20 protein-coding genes and 1 pseudogene are annotated in these 24,436 nt (G+C 62.2%); 8 read left to right on the top strand and 13 right to left on the bottom strand.

What is annotated here, in order from left to right; all coding sequences use genetic code 11:
- The first annotated feature begins 16 nt into the window (after nt 1-16).
- The 3 genes from ACYCCG_RS07800 (at nt 17) to ACYCCG_RS07790 (ending at nt 3,715) form a co-directional block, all read left to right on the top strand.
- Entirely contained in the window at nt 17-646 is a 630-nt protein-coding gene (locus ACYCCG_RS07800) for a glutathione S-transferase family protein (RefSeq protein WP_103462089.1), read from the top strand.
- A 27-nt stretch (nt 647-673) separates the two neighbouring features.
- Nucleotides 674-2,710 (top strand): pyridoxamine 5'-phosphate oxidase family protein, encoded by a 2,037-nt coding sequence (locus ACYCCG_RS07795; RefSeq protein WP_459669969.1) that lies wholly within the window; start codon nt 674-676, stop codon nt 2,708-2,710.
- A 108-nt stretch (nt 2,711-2,818) separates the two neighbouring features.
- A complete protein-coding gene (locus ACYCCG_RS07790) occupies nt 2,819-3,715 on the top strand; it encodes a LysR family transcriptional regulator (protein WP_021784473.1) in 897 nt (298 codons plus the stop codon).
- 73 nt (nt 3,716-3,788) lie between these two features.
- Here ACYCCG_RS07790 and ACYCCG_RS07785 read toward each other — a convergent pair whose 3' ends face one another.
- The 8 genes from ACYCCG_RS07785 to ACYCCG_RS07750 all read right to left on the bottom strand — a co-directional run bounded on the left by ACYCCG_RS07785 (nt 3,789) and on the right by ACYCCG_RS07750 (nt 12,237).
- A complete protein-coding gene (locus ACYCCG_RS07785; RefSeq protein WP_176685126.1) occupies nt 3,789-4,658 on the bottom strand; it encodes an aldose 1-epimerase in 870 nt (289 codons plus the stop codon).
- Nucleotides 4,659-4,683: 25 nt separating this feature from the next.
- Complete coding sequence (locus ACYCCG_RS07780) at nt 4,684-5,607, bottom strand: EamA family transporter (protein ID WP_209967639.1); 924 nt, start codon at nt 5,605-5,607, stop codon at nt 4,684-4,686.
- 66 nt (nt 5,608-5,673) lie between these two features.
- Nucleotides 5,674-6,954, bottom strand: coding sequence for a TRAP transporter large permease (locus tag ACYCCG_RS07775; protein ID WP_176685124.1), 1,281 nt, complete (start codon nt 6,952-6,954; stop codon nt 5,674-5,676).
- The gene (locus ACYCCG_RS07770) at nt 6,955-7,482 is read right to left on the bottom strand and encodes a TRAP transporter small permease (protein WP_209967636.1); all 528 of its coding nucleotides are present in this window, start codon (nt 7,480-7,482) and stop codon (nt 6,955-6,957) included.
- Between the two features lie 65 nt (nt 7,483-7,547).
- Nucleotides 7,548-8,519: a TRAP transporter substrate-binding protein gene (locus tag ACYCCG_RS07765; protein ID WP_209967634.1), complete on the bottom strand. Its 972-nt coding sequence runs from the start codon at nt 8,517-8,519 to the stop codon at nt 7,548-7,550.
- Nucleotides 8,520-8,584: 65 nt separating this feature from the next.
- A complete protein-coding gene (locus tag ACYCCG_RS07760; protein ID WP_459669963.1) occupies nt 8,585-9,466 on the bottom strand; it encodes a glucurono-1,5-lactonase in 882 nt (293 codons plus the stop codon).
- Between the two features lie 22 nt (nt 9,467-9,488).
- The gene (locus tag ACYCCG_RS07755) at nt 9,489-10,295 is read right to left on the bottom strand and encodes an NAD-dependent epimerase/dehydratase family protein (RefSeq protein ID WP_176685120.1); all 807 of its coding nucleotides are present in this window, start codon (nt 10,293-10,295) and stop codon (nt 9,489-9,491) included.
- A gap of 703 nt (nt 10,296-10,998) precedes the next feature.
- Nucleotides 10,999-12,237: an OprD family porin gene (locus ACYCCG_RS07750; RefSeq protein ID WP_209967629.1), complete on the bottom strand. Its 1,239-nt coding sequence runs from the start codon at nt 12,235-12,237 to the stop codon at nt 10,999-11,001.
- 758 nt (nt 12,238-12,995) lie between these two features.
- Here ACYCCG_RS07750 and ACYCCG_RS07745 point away from each other — a divergent pair.
- Nucleotides 12,996-13,235: a type II toxin-antitoxin system RelB/DinJ family antitoxin gene (locus ACYCCG_RS07745; RefSeq protein WP_020191860.1), complete on the top strand. Its 240-nt coding sequence runs from the start codon at nt 12,996-12,998 to the stop codon at nt 13,233-13,235.
- 20 nt (nt 13,236-13,255) lie between these two features.
- Nucleotides 13,256-13,411: pseudogene (locus ACYCCG_RS07740) on the top strand (type II toxin-antitoxin system RelE family toxin); the annotation flags it as partial.
- A gap of 437 nt (nt 13,412-13,848) precedes the next feature.
- Here the strand turns inward: ACYCCG_RS07740 and ACYCCG_RS07735 are convergent.
- The 3 genes from ACYCCG_RS07735 to ACYCCG_RS07725 all read right to left on the bottom strand — a co-directional run bounded on the left by ACYCCG_RS07735 (nt 13,849) and on the right by ACYCCG_RS07725 (nt 18,692).
- Nucleotides 13,849-15,099, bottom strand: coding sequence for a ribonucleotide-diphosphate reductase subunit beta (locus ACYCCG_RS07735; protein WP_060498595.1), 1,251 nt, complete (start codon nt 15,097-15,099; stop codon nt 13,849-13,851).
- Nucleotides 15,100-15,541: 442 nt separating this feature from the next.
- Entirely contained in the window at nt 15,542-15,673 is a 132-nt protein-coding gene (locus ACYCCG_RS07730) for a hypothetical protein (RefSeq protein ID WP_276208953.1), read from the bottom strand.
- A 139-nt stretch (nt 15,674-15,812) separates the two neighbouring features.
- Entirely contained in the window at nt 15,813-18,692 is a 2,880-nt protein-coding gene (locus ACYCCG_RS07725) for a ribonucleoside-diphosphate reductase subunit alpha (RefSeq protein ID WP_176685118.1), read from the bottom strand.
- Nucleotides 18,693-19,620: 928 nt separating this feature from the next.
- Between ACYCCG_RS07725 and ACYCCG_RS07720 the strand changes: the two genes are divergently transcribed.
- Both ACYCCG_RS07720 and ACYCCG_RS07715 read left to right on the top strand, forming a co-directional pair.
- The gene (locus ACYCCG_RS07720) at nt 19,621-20,319 is read left to right on the top strand and encodes a response regulator (protein ID WP_176685117.1); all 699 of its coding nucleotides are present in this window, start codon (nt 19,621-19,623) and stop codon (nt 20,317-20,319) included.
- Complete coding sequence (locus ACYCCG_RS07715) at nt 20,316-21,923, top strand: ATP-binding protein (RefSeq protein ID WP_209967606.1); 1,608 nt, start codon at nt 20,316-20,318, stop codon at nt 21,921-21,923. The genes ACYCCG_RS07720 and ACYCCG_RS07715 overlap by 4 nt, the downstream gene beginning before the upstream one ends.
- A 3-nt stretch (nt 21,924-21,926) precedes the next feature.
- On the opposite strand, the gene ACYCCG_RS07710 is transcribed toward ACYCCG_RS07715, so the two are convergent.
- The gene (locus tag ACYCCG_RS07710) at nt 21,927-22,628 is read right to left on the bottom strand and encodes a 4'-phosphopantetheinyl transferase family protein (RefSeq protein WP_459669958.1); all 702 of its coding nucleotides are present in this window, start codon (nt 22,626-22,628) and stop codon (nt 21,927-21,929) included.
- Between the two features lie 249 nt (nt 22,629-22,877).
- Complete coding sequence (locus tag ACYCCG_RS07705) at nt 22,878-23,669, bottom strand: dienelactone hydrolase family protein (protein ID WP_339443514.1); 792 nt, start codon at nt 23,667-23,669, stop codon at nt 22,878-22,880.
- Between the two features lie 129 nt (nt 23,670-23,798).
- Between ACYCCG_RS07705 and ACYCCG_RS07700 the strand changes: the two genes are divergently transcribed.
- Nucleotides 23,799-24,404, top strand: a complete 606-nt coding sequence (locus ACYCCG_RS07700; RefSeq protein WP_010952338.1) for an outer membrane beta-barrel protein — start codon at nt 23,799-23,801, stop codon at nt 24,402-24,404.
- Nucleotides 24,405-24,436: the final 32 nt, after the last annotated feature.

Below are 24,436 nucleotides of genomic sequence, written 5' to 3'. Positions count from 1 at the left end.
ACCAGGAGCCAAGCCCATGTCGAACCCGATCAAGCTCTACAACTTCCCCAAGTCTGGCCATGCCCATCGCATCGAGTTGATGCTCTCGCTACTGAACCTGCCCACCGAGCTGGTGTTCGTCGACCTGGCCAAAGGCGCGCACAAGCAGCCGGACTTCCTCGCACTCAACCCGTTCGGCCAGGTTCCGGTCATCGATGACAACGGCACGGTGATTGCCGACTCCAACGCCATCCTCGTCTACTTGGCCAAAAAGTATGACAACGGTGCCTGGCTGCCCGAAGAACCTGCCGCCGCTGCCCGTGTGCAACGCTGGCTATCGGTCGCCGCGGGCCCGCTGGCATTTGGCCCGGCAGCCGCCCGCCTGGTCACGGTGTTCGGGGCTTCGTTCAATACCGACGAGGTGATTTCCCGTGCCCACACCTTGCTCAAGGTGATCGATGCCGAGTTGGCCAACACGCCATTCCTGGCGGGTAGCACACCCACGATCGCGGACATTGCCAACTACTCGTACATCGCTCACGCCCCCGAAGGCAATGTGTCGCTGGAGCCGTATGCCAATGTGCGCAACTGGCTGGCGCGGATCGAGGCGCTGCCGCGTTTCGTCCCCATGCCGCGCACCGTGATCGGGCTGCAAACCCACGCCTGAAACCCCGCCATCGCGAGGAACGCCGCCATGCAACAGTCTCCTGATCACCGCCCCTCACCCTGGCATGCGGGTGAAAAGACCCTGCAGGAAAAGGTCGGTGTAGCAGAACGCATGGAGGCGTTCGGGCAAAAGGTCATTCGTGACCACATGCCCGACCAGCACCGGACGTTCTATCACCAGTTACCGTTCATGGTCGCCGCCAGTGTGGATGCCCAGGGTCGGCCATGGGCCACGCTGCTGGAAGGGCCAGAAGGGTTCGTAAGCTCGCCCGACCCTTGTATGCTCAAGATCCACACCACGTTGCCAGTAGATGACCCCGCCACCCCCGGGTTGGCTGCCGGGCAGGCGGTGGGCTTGCTGGGGATCGAACTGCACACCCGTCGGCGCAATCGCATCAACGGGCAGATCCGCCACGCTGCCCAAGGGCAACTGCAAGTGGCCGTAGAGCAGGCGTTTGGCAACTGCCCGCAGTACATCCAGTTGCGTGACTACACCCGCGTCACCGAACCCGCCCTCGGGCGCATCGATGCGACAACACTGGATACCTCAACCGTCAGCATGATCCAGGCCGCCGATACCTTCTTCGTCGCCAGCTATGTCGAGCATGCTGACGGCCGGCGCTCGGTGGATGTTTCCCACCGTGGTGGCCGGCCAGGGTTCATCAAGGTCGAAGGCAATCGGCTTACCATTCCCGACTATGCTGGCAATCTGCATTTCAACACCTTGGGTAACCTGGTGGTCAACCCGCGGGCCGGCTTGCTGTTCATCGACTTCAATAATGGCAATGTGTTGCAACTGTATGGGCGTGCCGAGGTGCTGCTGGACAGCCCGGCCATCCAGGTCTTTGAAGGGGCTGAGCGGTTATGGACACTGCAGGTCGAGCAGGTGGTGAGGCGTCCGGCAGCCGTTGCCCTGCGCTGGGCTTTCAAGGAATACGCGCCGACCAGTCTGATGACCGGCACCTGGGCCGAGGCCGATGCGCGCCTGGAGCAGCGGCAACAACAGCGCCAATGGCTGGCCTGGCGGGTGCTGCGGGTGGAGCAGGAAAGTCGCGATATCCGCTCGTTCTATCTCGAATCACCGGCAGGCTGCCGTGTGGCCTTTGCCCCTGGCCAGCATCTGCCTGTGCAAGTGCCGCGTGATGGCGAAGCGGCGCTGATCCGTACCTACAGCCTTTCAAGTGCCCCGGCCGATGCATTCTTGCGCATCAGCGTCAAAGCCCAGGGCCCGGCTTCGCGGTATCTGCATGAGCACGTTGTGGCCGGCGATGTGTTGAATGTACGGCCGCCGATGGGCAGCTTCACGCTTGACCAGCAAAGCACGCGGCCGCTGGTGCTGATCGGCGCGGGCGTGGGCATCACACCGTTGCTGGCCATGCTGCGCCAACAGTTGAGCACGGGGCAGACTCGGCGCATTCATCTGTTCCATGGCGCACGCAGCCTGGCTGACTTGCCGTTCCAGCAGGAACTGGCGACCTTGCGGCAACAGGCTGGCGATCTACTGCATGTACACCGCGCTCTGAGCCAGCCTGAAGGGCACGCGCAGGTCGGCCGTGATTATGAGTTCGCTGGTCGGTTGGGTATCGATCAGGTCAAGGCAACGCTGGCGCTGGACGACTACGATTTCTACCTGTGCGGGCCGGGCAGCTTCACCCAGCAGCTTTACGAAGGGCTGCGTGGGGTGCATGTGCCGGATGCGCGGATCCACGCCGAAGCGTTTGGCCCGTCGACGCTGCGGCGGTACACCGACGCAGACCAGCCAACCTTGCAACAGCCACCTGCCGCTGACGAACCGGTGCCGGTGTATTTTGCCGCGTCGGCCAAGGAGGCACGCTGGGTTCCCGGTAGCGGCACCTTGCTGGAACTGGCCGAGGCGCGTGGGCTGGCCCCGGAGTTCAGTTGCCGGGGTGGTTCGTGTGCTACCTGCAAGACCCGGCTGGTGAGCGGCCAGGTGCATTATCCGAATCCGCCGGCAGAGTTGCCGGAGGCGGGTTCGGTGCTGATCTGTTGTGCTGTGCCGGCGAAGGTGGAGGAGGGGATGCAGGCGTTGGTGCTGGATGTCTGATTCAAGCCAGTCGCAGGTGCGGGCTTGCCCGCGAAGAGGCCGGCACAGCTAACACCAGGCATCCAGATGAAAGATAATCCCCACGCCTCTTAACCTTCAGGAGCCCGCATGGACCAGATCCACCTGATGAAGGTGTTCGTCGCCGTCGGCGAGCTGGAAAGCTTCGCCGCGGCTGCCCGCCGTCTGGACATTTCCCCGGCTGCTGTCACTCGCGCCGTCAGCGCCTTGGAAGAGCAGCTCGGGGTCAAGCTGTTGCTGCGCACAACTCGCAGCGTGCGCCTGACCGAGGCCGGCGGCCGTTATCTGGAAGACACCCGGCACATCCTCGCCAGCATCCACGAGGCCAATGAAGCCGCAGCCGGCATCAACGCGACCCCCAGGGGCGACCTGGCGGTGACCGCGCCGATCCTGTTCGGCAGGAAGTTCGTCATGCCGTGCATCGTCCGTTATCTGCAGCAGTACCCGGAAGTCGATGTTTCCGCGTACTTCCTCGACCGCGTGGTGAATATGGTCGAGGAGGGCATGGACGTGGCCGTGCGCATCGGGCCGTTGCCCGACTCCGGGTTGAAGGCGCTGCGGGTGGGCAGGGTGCGGCGCATGTTGTGTGCCTCACCCGACTACCTGGCGCGCCATGGTGTGCCGAAGCACCCGTCGGACCTGGCCGGGCATGCGGTAATCGGCACCACCAACCTGTCGCCGCGGGCCGGTTGGCGCTTCGGCGTGACCGACGAGCCGACCTTGGTGCGCATGAAGCCACGGCTGACGGTAACCAGCAATGACGGGGCAATCGCCGCTGCCAGCGGCGGGCTGGGGATTGCCCGGCTGCTGTCGTATCAGGTCGTAGACGAACTGGCCAGCGGGCAGCTGCAGGTGCTGCTGGCCGAGTACGAAGAGGCGCCCTGGCCCATTCATGTGCTGCACCGCGAAAGCAAGTACGGCTCGGCCAAGGTCAGGGCCTTTATCGACATGCTGGCGCAAGGATTGCGCGATCAGCAGCTGGATTGAGAACCTGCATCGTGTCGAGAAATGATGCTAAACAATGTTTGATACCGTGGCGGCCGTTTTTCAGGCAACCCGCTCACAACGCCTGATACTGCATCCTGAACGCCAGGTTCATTGCCTCCCCCCGGTGCAACAATCGCAACCCTGGCCGCCCTGGCAGGTGGTGCGCATTGATGGGGTGGCTAACCGGCTCAAAGCAGAAAAACCCTTGCCCTTGCGGGCAAAACAGCAAGAAGTGTCCAGCCTCGTTGGCACTGCACGCCAGTCGATAACCCGCGCTGGGCTGTTCGATCACGCACTCCCCTGGCCAGCCACTGAAGGCGTGATCAACCACTGTCTCGGGCAAACGCCCCATGGCATTGAAACGCCATTGTTCGGGCACCTCGGCCTGGTACGAGGGCAACCGCCCATCCCCGGCCAGCCACACGTTACGCGCAGTTGCGTACAACTTGGTATCGGGATACCGCGGAAAGTAGGGATGCAGCCCCAGGCCATACCAGGTAGCAGGCTCATCCTGGTGCATCACCTGCAGGTCCAGGTTCAGGCAACCCTCATGCAGGTGCACATCCAGCGTGGCCTGGTAGGCAAACGGCACGGCACTGTCCAGCGTCAACCGAGCCTGCTGTTCACTGTGGTGTTCTACCTGCCAGGCCTGCTGCCAGGCGCTGCCATGAATCGGGTAAGGGTCATGCCCGGTATTCGGTAACAGTGCCTGCCACCCCTCGGGCCGGGCAAAGCCACCCTCGGCAATGCGGTTGGACCACGGCGCCAGCGGGTAGCAGGCCAAGCGTCGCGGCGTACCACTGGCCAGCGCGGCCGCGTCGGTATGGCGCAGCAGTGCCTGCCCGGTCGCCTTTACCTGCCAGTTGACCAGGCTGGCGCCTATTTCCGGGGCCAGGCTCAGGTGTGTCAGGCGGTCTTGCAGGTGCAGTTCGGTCACAGCCATGCAAGGCTCCTTTATGGAAGATCAATCAATTGGCCCGGCGGTAGGTGAGCAGCACGATGCCACACACCACCACCGCAGCGCCGACCAGTTGCACAGGGCTCAGGTGCTGGTCGAGCAAGGCCCAGCCCAGCAACAACGTGGCGATGGGTTCAACGTTCATTACCGGTGCGTTCTGCGCCATGTTCAGGCGAGGGACACAGACGAACAGCAAGCTGAAGGCCAGGCCATACAGCACTACCAGGGTGGCCAGGGCTGCCCAGCCACTGCTGCTGCCTGGCAGTGACAAACCGGATGGGATCACGCCGCTTGCGCCTGCCACCAGCATGCTGGAGAACACGATCAGCAAGGTCAGCAGGCTGCGTACTGGGCCGCGCACGGCAGCCAGTTTGTGGTCGGTGACCCACAAGGCACAGGCAAAGGCACAGGCCGCGCCGAAAGCCAGGCTCACCCCTAATGCCCAGTGCGGGTTGGCCGCACCGCTGTCGGCCAGGTGTGCCGGTACATCCAGCGCCAGTACCAGGCCGCACAGAATCAGGCCCATGAACAACACCGTGCGGCCGGTGGGGCGTGCACCGCCCAGTGCCCAGGTGAGCAGCGCCAGCAGCATCGGGAACGTGTTGCCCACCAGCAGCGCCAAGGCTACCGGAATGCGTGCGACCGCCGAATAAAGGCACAGGCTTTGGGTGGCGATCAGCAGGCCGAGCAGTAGTTGCCAGTGCCGGGTACCGGCGGGCAGGCCCAGGGCCTGGCGTTGCCACAGCAGCAGGCAGGCAAGTACCAGCAAGGTAATACCTGAGCGGCAGAGAATGGCCAGCAGCACGCCGGTGCCGTCGTCGAATGCGATGCGAGCGGCAATGTGGTTGCCGGCGAATGAACAGGCCAGCAGGGCCAGTAAGGCGATTGCCAGTTTGCGTGGGAATAGAGGTACAGCCGAGGAGGGGGCAGCCATGTGCAGGATCCGTTGCAGGTAGGGCCAAGGGGGCTGCTTTGCAGCCCATCGCAGCCCCGATCTTATTTACAGCACCACACTGGGCAGCCACAGCGAGATGGCCGGAATGTAGGTCACCGCCATCAGCACCATGAACAGCGCCAGGTAGAACGGCAGCATTGCCTTGATCGTCGACTCGATGCTCACTTTGCCGATGGCTGAGCCGACGAACAGCACGGCGCCCACCGGTGGTGTGATCAGCCCGATCCCCAGGTTCACCAGCATGATCATGCCAAAGTGCACCGGGTCCACGCCGATACCGGTGATCACCGGCAACAGGATCGGCGTAAGGATCAGGATCAGTGGCGCCATGTCCATCACCGTGCCCAGCAGCAACAGCATGAAGTTGATGCACATCAGGATCACATAGCGGTTGTCCGAGAGGGTCAGGAATGCTGTGGTGATCTTTGACGGAATCTGCATCAGCGTCATCACATAACCAAAACTGGCAGCAAAGCCGATGAGGATCATCACGATCGAGATGGTCCGTACCGTGCGGTGCATCAGCTTGGGCAGGTCGCGCCACTTGTAGTCGCGGTAGATGAACATGGTCACGAAGAACGACCACACCACCGCCACTGCTGCCGATTCGGTCGCGGTGAACATACCCGACAGGATGCCGCCCAGGATGATCACCATGGCCATCAGGCCCCACAGCGCTTCGCCGGCTATCTTCAGCGCCTGGCGCATCGGGATCACTTCGCCCTTGGGGTAGTTGCGCTTCTTGGCAAAGATCAGGCACAGGCCCATCATCACGGCGCTCAACAGCAACCCGGGCATCACACCTGCCACGAACAGCGAGCCAATGGAAACCGTACCGCCCGCCGCCAGTGAGTACAGCACCGAGTTGTGGCTGGGCGGGGTCAGCAGCGCCTGTACCGAGCCGCTGACGGTCACGGCGGTGGAGAACTCGCGCGGGTAGCCCTTGCGCTCCATCTCCGGGATCAGCACCGAACCCACCGACGCGGTGTCCGCCACCGACGAGCCGGAGATTGCGCCGAAGAAGGTCGAGGCCATGATGTTGACCAGTGATAGTCCGCCACGTACGAAGCCCACCAGTACCCCGGCAAACGCCACCAATCGCCGTGACATACCGCCTTCGGCCATGATCGCGCCGGCCAGCACGAAGAACGGAATCGCCAGCAGCGAGAATTTGTTAACCCCACTGGCCACCTGGATCATCATCGCCTGCAGCGGGATGTCGATCCACCAGGCGCCAATCAACGCCGACAGGCCCAGGGCGTAGGCCACTGGCATGCCCAGCAGAATAAGCGCAATGAAGCTGCCCAACAGAATGAACGCATCCATTTATGCCGCTCCTTCGTTTTCTTCCAGGTGGTCGAGACGCACTACCTTGCGGTGGCTCTGATCGCCCAGCAGGAGCCTTTCCAGCACAAAGACCAGGGTCAGCACGCCACCGATCGGGATCGGCGCATAGGTCATGCCCACCCGCACACCCGGCAGTGACGCCAGAAACTGGTTCCAGGTGGTGATGCACAACTTGGTGCCGTAGTAGGTCATGAATACGCACACCAGAATCATCAGTACTTGCACCAGTAGCGCGGCCAGGCTGCGCTGCAGCGGTGGCAGGCGGTCGGTGATCATCGTCACCGCCATGTGTGCCCCGGCCCGGTAGCTTGCGGCGGCGCCGACGAAGGTGAACACCACCATCAGCAGGATGGCCACCGGCTCCGGCCAACTGGCGCCGGTGCCGAGCACGTAGCGGGCGAAGATGCCCCACGGAATGATCAGCGACATGGTCAGGATCGACAGGCCGGCAACCCAGGTGCAGGCGCAGTACAGCGTGTCATTCACACGCAGGAACAGGTTTTTCATGGGCATCACCAAAGCGGCAGTGCGACGGGGGCCGCGCTGCCGAGGTCATTCAGGAGGGGGCGCGGTTACTGGACAGCGTCGATACGTTTCATCAGGTCGGCGTACTGCGCGCCGTATTTTTCGCGTACCGCAGCGGTGGCGTCGTAGAACGGCTTCTTGTCGACGGTAATGAACTCGACACCGGCGGCCTTGAGCCTCTCTTCGCTGGCGGCGGTCTTGGCATCCCACAGCGCGCGCTCTTCCATCTGTGCTTCACGCGCCACCTTCTTCACCAGCGCCTGCTGCTCGGGGCTGAGCTTGTTCCAGGTGGTCTTGGACATCACTACCGGCTCCGGGAGGATCAGGTGGCCAGTGAGGGTGTAGTACTTGGCGCTCTGGAAGTGGTTGTGTTCGAGCAGCGTGGGCGGGTTGTTCTCGGCACCATCGATCACGCCAGTCTGCAGGGCACTGAAGATTTCCCCGGTGTCCATGGCGATGCCGTTGCCGCCCATGGCGTTCATCATGTCGATGAACAGCGGGTTGCCCTGTACGCGAATCTTCATGCCCTTGAGGTCTTCCAGGCTGCGCACCGGCTTTTTCGTGTAGATGCTGCGCGAGCCGCCATCCATCCAGGCCAGGGCTACCAGGTTGAAATCGGAATTGGTGATCTTGTCGAGAATTTCCTGGCCGATCTCGCCGTCGATGATCTTGCGCATGTGATCATGGTCGCGGAACACGAATGGCATGTTGAATACGTTCACATCCGGCACCACCGGGCCGACGATCCCTAAGCTGACGCGGGTCATCTGCACGGCGCCGATCTGAGCCTGTTCGATCACTTCCTTCTCCGATCCCAGCACGCCGCCGGCGAACATCTTGAAGGTGATTTCGCCATTGCTGGCGTCCTCCAGCTTTTTACCCATGTTCTGTTCCGCGACCACGGTCGGGTACCCGGCCGGGTGAATCTCGGCGAACTTGATGTCCAGCGCCGAAGCAGGCATGGCCACGCTGAAGGCGAACGGGAGTACGGCAAGGAGCAGCTTGCGTTTGAACGTCATGATGAAACTCCGTGGTTTTTATTATCTGGTTTCGTGGGTGCAAGTGTGGGTATGGCTAGGGGGCGTCAGCCCCGGAAGGCAGGTTCCTCCAGGCCCTTGGTGTCAGGGTCGAGGGCAAATACCCCGCCAGCCAGGGGCTGGTCGCGCAGGTCGATGCCAGTGGGGCGGATCGAGGTGACGTACAGAATGTCCAGGCTGGCGCCGCCAAAGGCGCACATTGCCGGCTTTTTCACCGGCACGCTGAGTGATCGGTCGAGGCGACCTTCGGGGGTAAAACGGTGGATCTGCCCGGCGTCGTTGCCGCAGATCCAGTAGCAGCCGTCCTGGTCGATGGCGGCACCATCCGGGCGGCCGGGGTAGTCGCGCATGTCGATGAACAGCCGTTTGTTGTGCGGTGTGCCGCTGTCGATGTCGTAGTCGAAAGCCCACACCTTCTGCACGTTCGGGTGCGAGTCGGACAGGTACATGCGCGTGCCGTCGGGGCTGAACGCCAGGCCGTTGGGCACGATCATGCCGTCCTGCTGCAGGTGCAGCTGGCCTTCGCCGTCATGCCGGTACAGCGCGCCCACGTGGGCACCTTGCTGCATGTCCAGCAGCATGGTCCCGGCCCAGAAGCGGCCCTGACGGTCGCAGCGGCCATCGTTGAAGCGCATGCCGGCCTGAGCGTGCTGCACGTTGCTGAGCAGCCGGCTGTCCAGGCTGCCGTCCGCCCTGGCCTGGAGCTGGAAGATGCCGCTTTCCATGCCCGCAACCCAACCCTGACCGCTGCGGGCGATGCAGGCCAGCATCTCGTCGCCCTGCCAACACTGGTGTTTGCCATCGGCCGCTTGCCAGCGATGCAACTGGCGAGCGGGAATGTCTACCCAGTACAAGGCCTGTTCACCGGGGTGCCACACAGGGCTTTCGCCGGTACCGTTGCGGGCGTCGACGATCAGTTCGCAGTTCATGGCCGTGCCTCCTGGCGTGGGGTCAGTTGAACGGGCCGGCCACGGCGAAAGCGCCGCCCTGGTAGACCATGCTCGGGTCATCGGCGGCGGGGGCCGGTTGGGCCTCCACGGCAGCGCGGAAGGTTTCGGAGCTGTCCTTGGGTACATAGCCCAGGTGCGCGGCATGGCGGTTGTCCCACCACACGGTGCGATTGTCGGAGGCGCCATAGACAATGGTGTGGCCAACCCCGGGGGTGGACAGCCCGCGTTCGATCAACTGCACCAGGTCGTCGTAACTCAGCCAGGTGCAGAGCATGCGCAGGTTCTGTGGCTGCGGGAACGACGAGCCGATGCGAATGCTGACGGTCTCGATGCCGTAGCGGTCAAAGTAGAAGCTGGCCACATCTTCGCCGTAGCACTTGGACAGCCCGTAATAGCTGTCGGGACGGCGCGGCGCGTGAGCGTCGATGCGCTCATCCTGGCGATAGAAACCGATGGTGTGGTTGGAGCTGGCGAAGATGATGCGCTTGACCCCGTGCTTGCGCGCCGCCTCGTACACGTGGAACACGCCGCAGATATTGGGGCCGAGAATCTCTTCGAAGGCGTGTTCGGTAGAAACCCCACCAAAGTGGAGGATGGCGTCCACGCCTTCGACCAGGGCATGCACCGCAGCCTTGTCGGCCAGGTCACAGGTAATGACTTCTTCATGCGGGCCCGCGGCCGGGGCCATGGGGCTGATGTCAGACAGGCGCAGGACCTCGGCGTAGCCTTGTAGGCGTTCGCGAAGGACCTTGCCCAGGCCGCCTGCGGCTCCGGTGAGCAGCAGGCGATTGAAGGGGGTAGTGGTCATGGCCGGCTCTTGTTGTTAGTTGTTGTAGGTTGTCGTATGACTTGGGTGATTATTGGCGGTGGTTCTGTGTGTTGTCAATGAGGCTTGGGCGGCTTTTGCCGGCCTTTTCGCGTGTAAAAAATGCGAAGGGCCTGCGCGGTCGCCCGTAGGAGCGGTTTTACCCGCGAAGAGGCCGGCCCTGCTGGCCAATCTCCACCCGCCGTTCACCGTCTCCGCCGCCACCGCATTCGCGGGTAAACCCGCTCCTACGCAGATTGGTGGTGGACACACAGCGGTGGTTGGACACAGACCGTTGTGTAGGAGCGGGTTCACCCGCGAAGAGGCCGGCCCTGCTGGCCAATCTCCACCCGTCGTTCACCGTTGTCGCCACCACCGTATTCGCGGGTAAACCCGCTCCTACACCTGATCAATGGTGGACACAGGTCGGTGGTTGGGCGCAGGCCGTTGTAGGAGCGGGTTTACCCGCGAAAGGGCCGGCCCTGCTGGCCAATCTCCACCCGCCGTTCACCGTCTCCGCCGCCACCGCGTTCGCGGGTAAACCCGCTCCTACACCTGATCAATGGTGGACACAGGTCGGTGGTTGGGCACAGGCCGTTGTAGGAGCGGGTTTACCCGCGAAAGGGCCGGCCCTGCTGGCCAATCTCCACCCGTCGTTCACCGTTTCCATCGCCACCGTATTCGCGGGTAAACCCGCAGGTCTTGATCAGAGCAACGACAATGGATAGTTGAAGATCAGCCGGTTCTCATCGAACTCGTTATTGCTGTAATCCCGGCGAATCGACGCGTTACGCCATTTCACGCTCAAATCCTTGAACGCCCCGCTCTGAACCACATACGCAAGCTCCGTTTCACGCACCCACTCCTTGCCATCGCTCACGCCCCCGCTGTGCACATCGCGCCCGCTGATGTAGCGGTTCATCAGGGTCAACCCCGGTACTCCGACGGTGACGAAGTTGAAGTCATGGCGCACCTGCCACGAACGCTCGTTGGCATTGTCGAAGCTGGAGTTGTAACTGTCGTTGGCCAAGGTCCCGCCACTGGTGCCGTTCACCCGCATCCAGGTATCACCATCGACTTTCTGCAGCCCCACCCAGAAGGTGCTGCCACCGTACTTGGCCGAGAACATCCCCGAGTAGGTCTTGTTGTCCAGCTGCCCGGCGCGTTCGGAGCCGTCCTCGTCGCCATGGAAGTAGCCCAGGTTCGCACCCAGTGTCCAGTCACCCACCGCCTGGCTGTGGCTCAGTTGCAGGTATTGCTGCTGGTACACGTCCTTCAGCACCGCATTCCACAGCCCCACCAACGTGCGGTCCTGGTTGAACTTGTACTCGCCGCCGACGAAGTTGAAACGGTCCGACACGCCGCCGCCGTAGCTCATGTCTTCCATGCTCGCGTCGTTACGCGGGCTGTTGCCGCGGAACTGGCCGCCGTACAGGGTCAGCCCGGCGATTTCGTTGGAGGTAACCTGCCCGCCACGAAATGTTTGCGGCAACGAACGCCCGTCGTCCGAACGCAGAATCGGCAGCACCGGCATCCATTCACCGATCTTCAGTTCGGTCTTGGAAATACGCGCCTTGCCCGCCACTGCCAGGCGCCCGTAATCGTCGGCTGGCCGGCCATCATCATGGCGAGGCAGCAACGCCGTGCCGTAGGTGCCGCCACCACCGTCGAGCTTGACCGACCACATGCCCAGCACATCCACGCCAAAGCCGATTGGCCCTTCGGTGAACCCAGAGCGGGTATCTAGGATGAAGCTTTGCGTCCACTCCTCGGCCTTGCTCTGCGGGTTACTGGGGTTGGTGAAGTTACGGTTGATGTAGAAGTTGCGCAGCCCGAGGGTGGCCTTGCTGTCTTCGACAAATCCCGCAGCCAGGCTGGTGCCTGGCAGGCCGGCGATAACCCCGGCGCCAAGCAGGGCGAAAGGCAGGGTGTGGAAGATTTTCATTATTGTTGTGCTCCCTAAGGGTGTGGCAGCCCGTCCACCGGGCACGCGCAAGCGGCCTGCGGCAGGGGCGGGTAGATAACGGGCCGGTAAGGGCCAGGGGTGAACGCGCGGTAACCGGGCGCTACGTACTGGCTGGTGTACGCGAGCTGGCCGGGGGAAGAGGGGTGTGCAACAGGCGTGGGTGCAGCGGGATGGGTGTCGACATGGGTTCGTCCACGGATTGTTGTTTTTGTTATGCGTTGTCGTACAACTGTGGGCGATTATTAGCAAGGGGGAGGAGGGCTGTCAACGGCTGATCGCAGAGCAAATAGGGTACTAGACGCGAAAAACTGAGCGGCAGAGGCTCTACCCTGAACGCGCTGCAGACATACTACAACTGCCTTGCACCATGCCACGCACGTACACGATCTACTGGTAGGAGCGGGCTTGCCCGCGAACACGGGTAAAGCCCGTGCCATCCACCCCATTGGCTGCCTCGCCTCGCAAACCGCGGACAGGGTTACAAATCAAATCGTAACAGCGGTGGCCCCATCCCCGAGCCTGCGCTATCTTTAGATCTGGCCTCGCCCTTGACCACTTAGACTGGCATGTCCAGTCCCGGCATCCTTGCTGGTGCCGTACCCCTCCTGTCGGCAGGGGCGAGGCCTCTTCATTTGAAGGGAATGGCGCTGTGGTCACTTCCGGCAGACAAACTGCCATTGCAGAGTCCCACGATCAGTGCAGTGTAATGACAATCGTCTTTACATGAGGGCTATGTAATGGCTTCTATCAATATCCGCGTCGACGATGATCTCAAAGCCCGCGCCTACAAAGAGCTCGATCGCCTCGGTGTCACCCCCTCCGAACTCATGCGTCAGGCTCTGCAATATGTAGCTGAGCGGGGCAAGCTACCCTTCCGGCCGGTCCTGATGACCGAGGAAGATGAAGATCTCATTGCTACCGTACAAGAGCGGCTTGCTTCTCCGCAGCGCGTGAGGGTACAGCTGGGTGACCTATAGTCTCGACTTCGATGCCCGCGCATTCGCTGCCAGATTGCTACAAGATAAAGCTACGCAGCGGCGGGTATAGGCTGGTCTATCAGGTCATCGACCAAGAGATCGTGGTTTTTGTCGTCGCTGTCGATCGCCGTGAGCGGGACCAAGCTTACAAAAAGGCTGCTGAGCGACTTGAGTAGGCCTATAGGGTTTGGCAGCCTCAGGCCGAAATCTCAAGGTAAAGCACCGCTTCAAAGCTAGAGCTGTGCTTCGGTGGGAGCGGGCTTGCCCGCGAAGAATCCGACTCGGTGTATGGCACCGGCTTCGCCGGTGTTCGCGGCGGTTCAACGCCTCGATGAACCCGCACAGGTCCCCCATCAGCCCAGAGGGCTCATTGCCAAGTCAGGCAGACCAGCTTGCCAGGTAACCCCGGCAAACTGCGATCTCTGTAGGAGCGGGTTCACCCGCGAAGAGGCCAGCACAGGCAATAAATGGCCCCCTGTTCACATGGGCCTTCGCAGGGGCGGTCTTTTATAGGATTAAGAAATCAATCTTCGTAACTGACGTCAGGACTCTTGGGGAAAATCATAAAAAAAGGCTGCCAATCGGCAGCCTTCTCGATGCTCAGCGCGGACGATCAGTCCCAGCTCAACGCCCCACCCGTCTGATACTCAATCACACGCGTCTCAAAGAAGTTCTTCTCCTTCTTCAAGTCCATGATCTCGCTCATCCATGGGAACGGGTTGGTAGTCCCTGGATACTCTTCCTTCAGGCCGATCTGTGTCAGGCGACGGTTGGCGATGAACTTGAGGTAGTCCTCCATCATCGCCGCGTTCATGCCCAGCACGCCGCGTGGCATGGTGTCGCGGGCGTATTCGATCTCCAGCTGGGTCCCTTGCAGGATCATCTGGGTCGCTTCTTCCTTCATCGCCGCATCCCACAGGTGCGGGTTCTCGATCTTGATCTGGTTGATCACGTCGATACCGAAGTTCAGGTGCATCGACTCGTCACGCAGGATGTACTGGAACTGCTCGGCAACGCCAGTCATCTTGTTGCGGCGGCCCATGGACAGGATCTGGGTGAAGCCGCAGTAGAAGAAGATGCCTTCCAGGACGCAGTAGTAGGCGATCAGGTTGCGCAGCAGCTCTTTGTCGGTTTCGACGGTGCCGGTGTTGAATTCCGGGTCGGAGATGGCGCGGGTGTACTTCAGGCCCCAGGCGGCTTTTTTAGCGACCGACGGGATCTCGTGGTACATGTTGAAGATCTCGCCTTCATCCATGCCCAGCGACTCGATGCAGTACTGGTAGGCGTGGGTGTGGATCGCCTCTTCGAAGGCCTGGCGCAGGATGTACTGGCGGCACTCCGGGTTGGTGATCAGGCGGTACACGGCCAGGGCCAGGTTGTTGGCAACCAGCGAGTCGGCGGTGGAGAAGAAACCGAGGTTGCGCATGACGATGCGGCGCTCGTCTTCGGTCAGGCCGTCCTGGCTTTTCCACAGGGCGATGTCGGCGGTCATGTTGACCTCTTGCGGCATCCAGTGGTTGGCGCAGCCGTCCAGGTACTTCTGCCAGGCCCAGTCGTACTTGAACGGTACCAGCTGGTTGAGGTCTGCGCGGCAGTTGATCATGCGCTTTTCATCCACTGCAACGCGGGCCGAGGAGCCTTCCAGCTCGGCCAGGCCTTCGGCAACGTCGAGGGCGTCGAGGGCAGCCTTGGCACGTTTGACGGCTTCGGAGTCAGAAGCGGTGGCCGCACGGGCCTCCAGGGCGGCGGCACCACCGGCGCTGTCGAGCTTGTCGAGGGTGGCGGTGGCAGCGGCCTGCGCAGGGGTGTTGCCTTTGGCGGCTACTTCGCCGTCTTCTTTGTCGAATTCGTCCCAGCTCAGCATGGTTTGGCTCCTGCTTGAGGGTCGCCCAGAGGCAACCGGTTGGATTTTAAGAATGTGATGCCTGACGCAAGGCCGTAATGGCGAATGGGCAGCTCGAGAGGCTGACTCTCGTTTACATCTGAATGTGTTCTGGCTTGTACCTGGCCAGGCCTCTGGGAGGGGCCAGGACAATTGAATAGGTGCTCTTTTCAGAGGGCGCAAAGTATACCGGAAATCACCTTCGATCGGGGGGCGCGTGTTGCCGGCGAGGGTAACTTTTTCGACCGGTTTGGCATGCGTCGGTTCACGAAATAGGTGGCTTCTTCTACCGGGGGAGAGTGTAGCGCCAACCTATATGTTGTGCCAGTTTAAATTTTAAGGCACATCATATGGTGTTTTGATGAGGGCTGCGTTGTCGGAACCGGCCTCACCGCGGGCTTGCCGGCGATGAGGCCAGCTACCACTAGCTGCGGTGGGTGTGCAGCGTTTCGACAATGTGTGTCTTGGGGTGCTTGCGTGCCTGTTCGACCGAGGTGAAACGGCCGGTTTCGGCGTTGCGACCAATCTTGCGAGATGCCAGTTTTTTCCGCGCCATGGGTTTACATCCTGTTTTGAGAGGTCCTGTTCTTTTACCGAGCTGCGTGAACAGTGGGCAAAGGGCAAGGTTTCTCTGAGGCGCGGATACAAAAATGCCGCGCGGGGCACCGTTGGGCACCCCGCGCGGCATTCAGGCCTTACTGGCAGGCTTCGCAGTCAGGCTCGTCGATCGCGCAGGCCTTTGGCACTGGCGCAGGGCCGGCTGCCTGGACCGGGGCGCTGTCGCCACCGCTGGAAACGGCGTTGAGCTTGCCGGTGTTGATGGTCGACTTCTCTGTGCTGGTCGCGGCCAGGGCACGGAGGTAGTAGGTGGTTTTCAGGCCACGGTACCAGGCCATGCGGTAGGTCACGTCCAGCTTCTTGCCCGATGCACCGGCGATGTACAGGTTCAGCGACTGCGCCTGGTCGATCCACTTCTGGCGACGGGAAGCCGCGTCGACAATCCACTTGGTCTCGACTTCGAACGCAGTGGCGTAAAGGTCTTTCAGCTCTTGCGGGATACGCTCGATCTGCTGTACCGAACCGTCGTAGTACTTCAGGTCGTTGATCATGACCGAGTCCCACAGGTCGCGAGCCTTGAGGTCGCGAACCAGGTACGGGTTGATCACGGTGAATTCGCCCGACAGGTTCGACTTCACGTACAGGTTCTGGTAGGTAGGCTCGATCGACTGCGATACGCCGGTGATGTTGGCGATGGTCGCGGTTGGTGCGATGGCCATGATGTTCGAGTTACGAATACCTTTCTGTACGCGGGCACGTACCGGCGCCCAGTCCAGGGTTTCTTCCAGGTTGACGTCGATGTACTTCTGGCCACGGGCCTCGATCAGGATCTGTTGCGAATCCAGCGGCAGAATGCCCTTGGACCACAGCGAACCCTGGAAGGTCTCGTAGGCGCCGCGTTCATCGGCCAGGTCGCAGGAAGCCTGGATGGCGTAGTAGCTGACCGCTTCCATCGACTTGTCGGCAAATTCGACGGCAGCATCGGAGCCGTAAGGAATGTGCTGCAGGTACAGCGCATCCTGGAAGCCCATGATGCCCAGGCCGACCGGACGGTGCTTGAAGTTCGAGTTACGCGCTTGCGGCACCGAGTAGTAGTTGATGTCGATCACGTTGTCGAGCATGCGCACGGCGGTGTTCACGGTGCGTTGCAGCTTGGCGGTGTCCAGCTTGCCGTCGACGATGTGGTTCGGCAGGTTGATCGAGCCCAGGTTGCAGACCGCGATCTCGTCCTTGTTGGTGTTCAGGGTGATCTCGGTGCACAGGTTCGAGCTGTGGACCACGCCCACGTGTTGCTGCGGCGAACGCAGGTTGCACGGGTCTTTGAAGGTCAGCCATGGGTGGCCGGTCTCGAACAGCATCGACAGCATCTTGCGCCACAGGTCTTTGGCCTGGACGGTCTTGAACACCTTGATCTTGTTGTACTCGGTCAGGGCTTCGTAGTACTCGTAGCGCTCTTCGAAGGCCTTGCCGGTCAGGTCGTGCAGGTCTGGCACTTCCGAAGGCGAGAACAGGGTCCACTTGCCGTCATCGAAGACACGCTTCATGAACAGGTCAGGAATCCAGTTGGCGGTGTTCATGTCGTGGGTACGACGGCGGTCATCACCGGTGTTCTTGCGCAGCTCGATGAACTCTTCGATGTCCAGGTGCCAGGTTTCCAGGTACGCACACACGGCGCCTTTGCGCTTGCCGCCCTGGTTGACCGCAACGGCGGTGTCGTTGACCACTTTCAGGAACGGTACGACGCCCTGCGACTTGCCGTTGGTGCCCTTGATGTACGAGCCCAGTGCGCGCACAGGGGTCCAGTCGTTGCCCAGGCCACCGGCGAATTTCGACAGCATGGCGTTGTCGTGGATCGCGTGGTAGATGCCCGACAGGTCGTCCGGCACGGTGGTCAGGTAGCAGCTGGACAGCTGCGGGCGCAGGGTACCGGCGTTGAACAGGGTCGGGGTCGAGGCCATGTAGTCGAACGACGACAACAGGTTGTAGAACTCGATCGCACGGGCTTCCTTGTCTTTTTCTTCCAGCGCCAGGCCCATGGCCACACGCATGAAGAACACCTGCGGCAGTTCGAAGCGCACGCCATCCTTGTGGATGAAGTAGCGGTCGTACAGGGTCTGCAGGCCCAGGTAGGTGAACTGCTGGTCGCGCTCGTGGTTGATCGCCTTGCCCAGTTTTTCCAGGTCGAAGTCGGCCATGGCCGGGTTCAGCAGCTCGAACTCGATACCTTTGGCGACATAGGCCGGCAGGGCCTTGGCGTACAGGTCAGCCATCTCGTGGTGGGTGGCGCTGTCGGCTACATTCAGGAAGCCCAGGCCTTCGGCGCGCAGGGTGTCCATCAGCAGGCGGGCGGTAACGAACGAGTAGTTCGGCTCGCGCTCCACCAAGGTACGGGCGGTCATCACCAGGGCGGTGTTGACGTCCTTGATGGCCACGCCGTCGTACAGGTTCTTCAGGGTTTCGCGCTGGATCAGGTCGCCATCGACTTCGGCCAGGCCTTCGCAGGCTTCGCTGATGATGGTGTTCAGGCGGGCCATGTCGAGCGGCGCCAGGCTGCCGTCAGCCAGGGTGATGCGGATGCTCGGGTGCGGTTCGACCACGGCGTCGGTGTTGGCGCGGGTGGCACGCTCCTTGGCGCGCTGGTCACGGTAGATCACGTAGTCGCGGGCGACTTTCTGCTCGCCGGCGCGCATCAGGGCCAGTTCGACCTGGTCCTGGATTTCTTCGATGTGGATGGTGCCACCCGATGGCATGCGACGCTTGAACGTGGCGGTAACCTGCTCGGTCAGGCGCGCGACGGTGTCGTGGATGCGCGACGAAGCGGCGGCGGTACCGCCTTCAACTGCGAGGAACGCCTTGGTGATGGCCACGGTGATCTTGTCGTCGGTGTAAGGGACGACAGTGCCGTTGCGCTTGATCACGCGCAGTTGGCCAGGGGCGGTGGCAGCCAGATCCTGGTTGGAATCGGCGGCCTGCGGCACCTTGGCCTGCGGGTTCTCGCGAGTTGTGTCGGTTTGCATGGGTGGGTGTCTCCACAATTTCTATTTTGTTCAGGCGCCCTAGGGGCGCCCACCGTTCCGTCCACTTGCTCGATGGCCCAGCGGGGATGCGCAAAGCATGCGCATCCGCCCGCACGGGCGTACCGACTTCGGGACAGACTCAGGAATAAGGGGCAATGGCTTGCCGCTCCCTGGCCGAAGTCAAAGGTTCTGGGCAGGGCCCAAAATCTGTTGCTGATGGATGCCAGGCCTGGCCTGCAACACCCATGCCCGAACAAGGCCCTGGAAGGGCTTGCCTCGGTCGCCTCCGCAGGAGCGGTTTGGCTGCTGAAATCACCTCAAGTTCCGCCCGGAAAATCGCTTGATCTTGCGGGTTGACTTTTGTGTGTGATTTTGCACGAAACCCTATATCTAGTGGTTCACTGCGATCGGGATACAAGATAATGCGGTATTGGGGGCTTTGCAAGGCGAGCGCCTGTGGATAACGTGTGCGTACTTTGTGAGTGAATGGTGGGTATTCGCTGTAGGCCTTGTGCCAAGTGGTTTGCAGTATTTTTCTGCAAGGTGACGCCCTTGGGCAGTTTTTTTCGGGCGCGAACCCTATCACAAAAAACGGTTCAGTCGAGGGGACGGTGGGGGCATGTCTGAAGATCCTGGTTCCCCCGCGCGCGGTCACCTGTAGGAGCGGGTTTACCCGCGAAAGGGCCGAGCCTGCTGGCCAATCTCCACCTGCCGTTCACCGTTGCCCCCGCCACCGTATTCGCGGGTAAACCCGCTCCTACACATTGATCGGTGGTGGGCACACATCGGGGGTTGGACACAGGCCGTAGTAGCGAGCTTCGCTCGCGATGCGCCGCGCAGGTGGCGCACGATCTCGCAGGCCCCACCCATCTACAGTCATACTCTCAGCTGCCCTGACACGATCCCAAGAACAAACAAGGCCAAAGTCATGGACCAAACCCTACCCCGCATCCTCATCGTCGAAGACGACCAGCGCCTGGCCGAGCTCACCGCCGAGTACCTGCAGGCCAACGGCTTCGAGGTCAGCGTGGAAGGCGATGGCGCCCGCGCCGCCCGGCGCATCATCGACAGCCAGCCCGACCTGGTGATCCTCGACCTGATGCTGCCCGGCGAGGACGGCCTGAGCATCTGCCGCCGGGTGCGCAGTCAGTACCAGGGGCCGATCCTCATGCTCACCGCGCGCAGTGATGAACTCGACCAGGTTCAGGGCCTGGACCTGGGCGCCGACGACTACGTCTGCAAACCCGTACGCCCACGCCTGCTGCTGGCACGTATCCAGGCCCTGTTGCGCCGCAGCGAAACCGTGGACAGCAAGCGCCAGGACCTGGCCTTCGGTGCGCTGCGTATCGACAACCGCCTGCGCGAGGCGCACCTGGGCGAGCAGTTGATCGAGCTGACCGGCGCCGAATTCGACCTGCTCTGGCTGTTGGCCAGCAACGCTGGGCGGGTGCTGTCCCGTGAACAGATCTTCACCGCACTGCGTGGCGTGGGCTACGACGGCCAGGACCGCTCCATCGACATCCGCATCTCGAAAATCCGCCCCAAGATCGGCGATGACCCGCTTCAGCCGCGGTTGATCAAGACCCTGCGCAGTAAAGGCTACCTGTTCGTCGGCGAGGCACCATGAACAATTCGATCTTTCTGCGCATCTACGGCGGCATGCTGGCCGTGCTGGTGCTGGTGGCCCTGCTTGGCGTGCTCAGCCTGCACCTGGTCAATGAAGTGCGCGCTGCTCAGCACCGCGAGGGTCTGGCCCAAGGCACCTTCAGCCTGATGGCCGACAACCTGGCAGTGCAGAATGAAACCCAACGCAAGCGTTCGCTGCTGATCTGGGAGCGCCTGCTTGGCGTGCCGTTGGCGCTGCAGCCGATGAGCGCACGCAGCCTTGACGGCGGCCAGCGGGCGCGCCTGTACCGTGGCCTGGTGGTGGTCGAGAGGATTGGCCCGCATGCGGCGCAAGTGCTGCGCAAGGTGGGCCAGGAAGACCTGATGCTGGTCGCGCAGATCAAACAGATCAGCGAGCAACTGGCGCGGGCCACCCTCTATTTACTGGCCGACGAGCTGGTGCGCTACCCGGTAACCGAACAGCAGCAACGCCTGGCACAGATCAAGCAGGAAAAAGGCTTCGGCTTTGGCGTCGCCTTGCAACGTATCGAGCGGGTCGGCCTGGACGATGACCAGCGGCGCCGGGTGGAGGAGGGGGACACGGTGATGGCGCTGGGCAAGGATGGTGACTCGATCCGTGTGTTCGCCGGGCTGACGGGCTCGCCATGGGTACTGGAAATCGGCCCGCTGTACCAGCTCAACCCTTATCCGCCGCAGTTGCTGATCCTGATTGCCTTCCTGGGGCTGTGCCTGATCGGCCTGGTGGTCTACCTGCTGGTGCGTCAGTTGGAGCGTCGTGTGTCAGGCCTGGAGATTGCTGCCACGCGCATCGCCCAGGGCAGCCTGGACACCCGCGTGCCGGCCGGCGACGCCGACTCGGTAGGGCGCCTGGCTGCTGCCTTCAATGGCATGGCCGAGCACCTGCAGCGTTCGCTGACCATGCAGCGCGAGCTGGTGCGAGCGGTGTCCCACGAGCTGCGCACGCCGGTGGCGCGCCTGCGCTTTGGCCTGGAGATGATCGAAAGCGCCACGAATGAACAGATGCGTGCAAAGCACCTGGCGGGCATGGACGGGGATATCCAGGACCTCGACAAGTTGGTCGACGAAATGCTGACCTACGCCCGCCTGGAGCAGGGCGCACCGGCCTTGAAGTTCCAGCGGGTCGATCTGGATGCCTTGCTCGATCGGGTGATCGAAGAGCTGGCACCTTTGCGTGCCGAGGTGCGGGTGGTGCGCGGCGACTGCCAGGGTGCGGATACCGAAGGCGCCTGGGTCGAGGCCGAGCCGCGCTACTTGCACCGGGCCCTGCAGAACCTTGTCGGCAATGCCATGCGCCATGCCGAGTCCGAGGTACGCCTTAGCTTTCAGTTGGGGCAGCAACGCTGCCGCATCGATGTGGAAGATGACGGCCCCGGGATACCCGAAGGGGTCTGGGATCGCATTTTCACACCGTTCACCCGCCTCGATGACAGCCGTACCCGTGCTTCGGGCGGGCATGGCCTGGGTTTGTCGATCGTACGGCGGATCATCTACTGGCACGCGGGTCGGGCTACGGTGGGGCGCAGTGCCGCGTTGGGTGGAGCCTGCTTCAGCCTGACCTGGCCGCGGCAGCAGGCACCGCTGTAAAGGTCAGACGCTGACCAGACTCAGCAGGTGGCCGTCCTGCAGGCAGAACTGGCCTTGCAGCTCTGCGCCGTGTCGCCACTGCGGCGACAGGTCGGCAAGCAGGCGCAGGCGCACCAGGCCTTCGCTGGACCAGTCCAGCACTTCGGCGTGCTCGAAGTAGAAGCGCTGACGGGTCAACGGGTAAAGGGTCTTGAACAGGCTTTCCTTCAGCGAAAAGGTCAAGGTAACGGTCAGGCCGAGATGACGGCGGTCCAGGCGTTCGAGCTCTGCCGGGATAAGGATTTCACCCATAAGCCGCTCGGCGCGCTCGTCATCCAGCAGGGTTTCCTGATCCAGCCCCAGGCCTTGGCAACTGCCCTCGGCGGCGACCACGGCGGCGGCCCAGCCCTTGCCGTGTGTGATCGAGCCATGAATACCGGCGGGCCAGATGGGCGAGCGGTCCTCATGGGTGCCGGGGACGTAGTCGCGACCGTCCAGGCGCTGCAGCGCGGCACGGGCACATACGCGACCGGCCAGGTACTCGGCCTGGCGCTTGGCCACCGAGCGCAGCAGGCTGGCACTGGGCAGTACGCCAGCGCGCTGGAAGTCGTCGGTTGCCAGGTGGGCAGGGTCGAAGGCGCAACTGACCAGCACCGCGCCGGGCAATGGGTGGGGCAGGGGCCAGTGGTGCTGGAGCGGGGCGCAGCAGGCGGGAAGTGTGTTCATGGCGGCTATTGTGCCAGCTGTGCAGGCGCTAAGGGAGGTGGCGTGGCAGGATGACTTACCGCAGCCATGAAAACATGGCGCAGATCACAGCGTGATCCGTGTGGGAGCGGGTTTACCCGCGAAGAATACACCGCGGTGGATGGCACGGGCACTTCGCCCGTGTTCGCGGGCAAGCCCGCTCTCACACAGATCGCGCCAGCTTTTAGAAATTGAGCAAGACAGTTGCTGCCACAACGATTGCACAATCTTTTATTTGAACACCTTCTTGAAGAACGCCTGCATATCCGCCCAGGAACGCTCGTCCGCTGCCTTGTTATAGCCAATGTCCGGCCCCCCATGCTCACCATGGCTCAGCCGATCGGCATCGGGGTTGGTGAAGCCGTGCTTGGCCCCATCAATGTTGACGAACTGGTAGTTGACCTTGGCCGCATCCATCTCGGCCTTGAACGCCTCTACCTGCTGTGGGGTGACCATGCTGTCCGCCGCACCATGCTCGACCAGGATATCGGCCCGCACCACGCCAGGTTTTGCCGGGGACTGGGTGGCCAGCGCGCCATGGAAGCTCACCACGCCATCGAGCTTTTCTCCCCGGCGTGCCGCATCGAGCACTACCTTGCCGCCAAAACAGTAGCCGATAGCGCCCAGTTGATGCTTGTTCACATTCGGCTGCTTTTTCAACAGGTCCAGGCCCGCGTTGAAGCGCGCTGCTGCCGCGGCCGGGTCCTTCATCGCTGCGGCCATGAATGCCTGGGCATCCTGCGGGTGCTCGGTGTGCTTGCCATCGCCGTACATGTCGATCGCCAGTGCCTTGTAGCCCAGGGCGGCAAGATCTCTCGCGCGGCGCTTGGCATAGTCGTTCAGGCCCCACCATTCATGCACCACAACGATGCCTGGGCGTTTGCCGTCCAGCGCATCATCGTAGGCGTAGTAGCCGACGAGGCGGTTGCCATCGTCGTCCTGATAAGGAATTTCACGGGTCACTACCGCCGCTTGGGCGAGGGCGGCGCTGCACATCAGGGTCAGGGCCAGCAGGGCTCGCATGTTCACTACTCCTTGTTTTGCTGTCGGTTCGTTCAGCCGGGGTTCAGCCAGGGTTCAGTCGCGGTTCAGGGTGCCCTGATTACTCTAGCTTCCAGACCGAAACAGCGCACCCAACTGGAGTATCCAGCCATGAAAACCTTCAATACCCTGCTTGCCGCCATGGCCGTCTGTGCCGCTGGCATTACCACCGCCCAGGCCGCGGACGACAACTTCGCCAGCCTCACCTACGGCCAGACCAGCGACAAAGTCCGCAAGTCCGGCCTGCTGCAACGCAACACCGACCACCTCAATGCCGACGGTATTATCGGCAAGGACGATACCTGGGGTGTGCGTCTGGGCAAGATCAACGACCAGGGCCGCTACTACATGACCTATGACAATGTCTCGGGCGACCACAGCGGCCTGAAGTTGCGCCAGGAAAACCTGCTGGGCAGCTACGATTTGTTCCTGCCGGTGGGCGATACCACCAAGCTTTTCGGTGGGGGCAGCCTGGGTGTGACCAAGCTTACCCAGGACTCGCCAGGCGCCAGCCGGGATACTGACTACGGTTATGCCTACGGCCTGCAGGCCGGTGTGATCCAGGACATCACCGACAAGGCCTCGGTCGAACTGGGCTACCGTTACCTGCGCACCAATGCCGCGACCGAGGTGGGCGCACATGGCGGGCCGAAGGACGGCACCCTGCGTCTGACCAGCAGCGCCCAGACCTACCTGGCTGCTTCATACAAGTTCTGACGGACGAGCCGCGTTATCCTGTACTGGCCTCT

Source organism: Pseudomonas sp. VEM90 (assembly GCF_054611535.1).
Note: the sequence above shows the minus strand (reverse complement) of the source record. Positions and strands in the feature narration are given on the sequence as shown.